We start from the raw sequence: 2524 nt of genomic DNA, 5'->3' as shown, positions 1-2524 counted from the left end.
GTGAAAAAATAGGTACTGTAGTAAGATAATATTATATAAAGTACGGAAATGTTGTATAATAAAATTAAAGAATATAGGAGGATAATAACTATGAAATTAGATGTACATAAGCAATTAGAAGCTAAAATGACTAAAACTATAGATGCATTAAAGCACGAATACACAACTATAAGAGCAGGAAGAGCAAATGCTCAAATGTTAGATAAAGTAAGAGTTGACTACTACGGATCATTAACTCCAGTAAACCAATTAGCTGCTATATCAGTTCCAGAACCAAGAACATTAATGATAAACCCTTGGGATAAATCTTCTATGGCTGAAATAGAAAAAGCTATAAGAAACTCTGACTTAGGACTTAATCCAAGTAACGATGGTCAAGTTATAAGAATAGCTGTTCCAGCTTTAACAGAAGAAAGAAGAAAAGAATTAGCTAAGAGAGTTCACAAAGTTGCTGAAGAATTCAAAGTTAGACTTAGAAATGAAAGAAGAGATGCAAATGATGCATTAAAGAAAATGGAAAAAGACGGAGAATTAACTGAAGACGAATTAAAGAGAGCACAAGATGAAGTTCAAAAAATAACTGATAAATTCATAAAAGAAATAGATGCAGTTGCTTCAGCTAAAGAAAAGGATATAATGGAGGTATAATATTGGATAAATATTATAGCCTATTAGGACTTCCACTAGAGGAAGTAGAAAAATACCTTAAAGAACATAACATAACATACACTGTAAAATCTATACAAGGTAAAAAAGATACCGATAAACTTATTATTCCTAGAGTAATAAAAATATCAGATATAGATAATGGTGTAGAAGTATTAACAACTAAGTTTTCTGACTCCCTAAAATAGGGGTCAGAAATCTTTTGCATTTAAGCAAAAATTATATTGGAGGCAGATACTATGAATAGTTATGACATAAATTTAGAAAAAGTGCCTACTCATATAGCTATAATAATGGATGGAAATGGGAGATGGGCTAAGTCTAGATTCCTTCCAAGAACTGCAGGACATAAAGCGGGGGTAGAAGCAATAAGAGAAGTAATAAAAGAATGTCAAAGATTAGGGGTAAAACACTTAACTTTATATGCTTTTTCAACAGAGAACTGGAAAAGACCTAAACTTGAAGTTGATACACTTATGACTCTTTTAGCTACTTATTTAGCAAAAGAAGCAAAAGAATTACATGCAAATAATGTAAAAATTACAGCAATAGGTGATATATCAAAGCTTCCTAAAAATTGTGTAGAAGAGTTAAACAGTGCATTTGAACTAACTAAAGACAATACTGGAGTTAACTTAAATCTTGCTCTAAATTATGGAAGTAGAGACGACATAAAAAATGCAATAATTGATATAGTAAATGATGCAAAATGTGGTAAAATAGATATAGAAAACATAAATGAAAACACTATAAAAAACTATTTAGATACAAAGTCTATACCAGATCCAGACTTAATAATAAGAACTAGTGGAGAACAAAGACTAAGTAACTTCTTAATGTGGGAAGCTGCATACTCTGAATTTTACTTCACTGATATACACTGGCCAGATTTTAGTAGCAAAGAACTTCAAAAGGCAATATATGTATATCAAAATAGGGACAGACGATTTGGAGGACTAAGCAAGTAGTAAGGAGAATATTATATGCTTACAAGAGTTTTAGCTGCATTAGCATTAGTGCCATTACTTATATTTATTTTAATTGGTGGAGTACCATTATATATAGCAGAAATAGCAATACTTGCTATAGCTTTAAATGAATTTTATAAAGCCTTTAAGGCAAAAGATATACATCCTATAGAGAATATAGGTTATATATTTATAGTATATTTAGGTTTAAAAAATATATTTAACTTAGGAGCAGATTATACTTATGTAGTAATATTTGCACTATTTATATACTCTATAACTTATATACTAAGATGCAAAAGAAATATAATTGATATAGTAATAACATTTTTCAGTTTGTTTTATGTAGCTATATCAATAGACTTTATAGTTCTTACTATAAATAGATTACCTCAAGGATCTATTTATGTTTGGACAATATTTATAGTAGCATTTCTTACTGATACCTTTGCGTACTTTACAGGATATTTATTTGGAAAGCATAAGCTAATACCAAAGGTTAGTCCTAAAAAGACAATAGAAGGAAGTATTGGTGGAATAATAGGAAGTACAGTTGGATGTATAATATTTGCGTACTTATTCAAACTAGATATGACTGTTATGGTAATCATAGGTAGTTTAGGAAGTATAATAGCTCAGTTTGGTGATTTATTCGCATCATCTATAAAAAGATATGTTGGGATAAAAGATTATGGTAAATTAATACCAGGCCATGGTGGAGTATTAGACAGATTTGATAGTGTAATATTAGTTGCACCATTTGTATATTATGCAATAATGATATTTAGTAAATAAAGCTTTAGCATGTGCTAAGGCTTTTTTACTTGAAATTTATTTCAAACTGGATAAATTTACTTAACTTAGTGGTATAATATATAAAGAATTATACT

At 29.1% G+C, this 2524-nt stretch carries 4 protein-coding genes; all 4 read left to right on the top strand.

The features are described 5' to 3' along the window. The first annotated feature begins 90 nt into the window (after positions 1-90). Genes frr through G3997_RS06590 form a run of 4 tightly spaced genes read left to right on the top strand, consistent with a single transcriptional unit; the run spans position 91 to position 2429 of the window. Positions 91-648 (top strand): ribosome recycling factor, encoded by a 558-nt coding sequence (gene frr, locus G3997_RS06605; protein WP_296644670.1) that lies wholly within the window; start codon positions 91-93, stop codon positions 646-648. Positions 649-650: 2 nt separating this feature from the next. After that, positions 651-854: a hypothetical protein gene (locus G3997_RS06600; RefSeq protein WP_296644669.1), complete on the top strand. Its 204-nt coding sequence runs from the start codon at positions 651-653 to the stop codon at positions 852-854. A 51-nt stretch (positions 855-905) separates the two neighbouring features. Continuing rightward, positions 906-1634 carry an isoprenyl transferase gene (locus G3997_RS06595; protein WP_296644667.1) on the top strand — a complete coding sequence of 243 codons (729 nt, stop codon included), beginning with the start codon at positions 906-908 and terminating at the stop codon, positions 1632-1634. Positions 1635-1649: 15 nt separating this feature from the next. Continuing rightward, a complete protein-coding gene (locus tag G3997_RS06590; protein WP_296644665.1) occupies positions 1650-2429 on the top strand; it encodes a phosphatidate cytidylyltransferase in 780 nt (259 codons plus the stop codon). Positions 2430-2524 lie beyond the last annotated feature (95 nt).

It is taken from the genome of Romboutsia sp. 13368, assembly GCF_018336475.1.
GTDB lineage: Bacteria > Bacillota > Clostridia > Peptostreptococcales > Peptostreptococcaceae > Romboutsia.
This window is presented reverse-complemented; position numbering and strand designations above follow the sequence as displayed.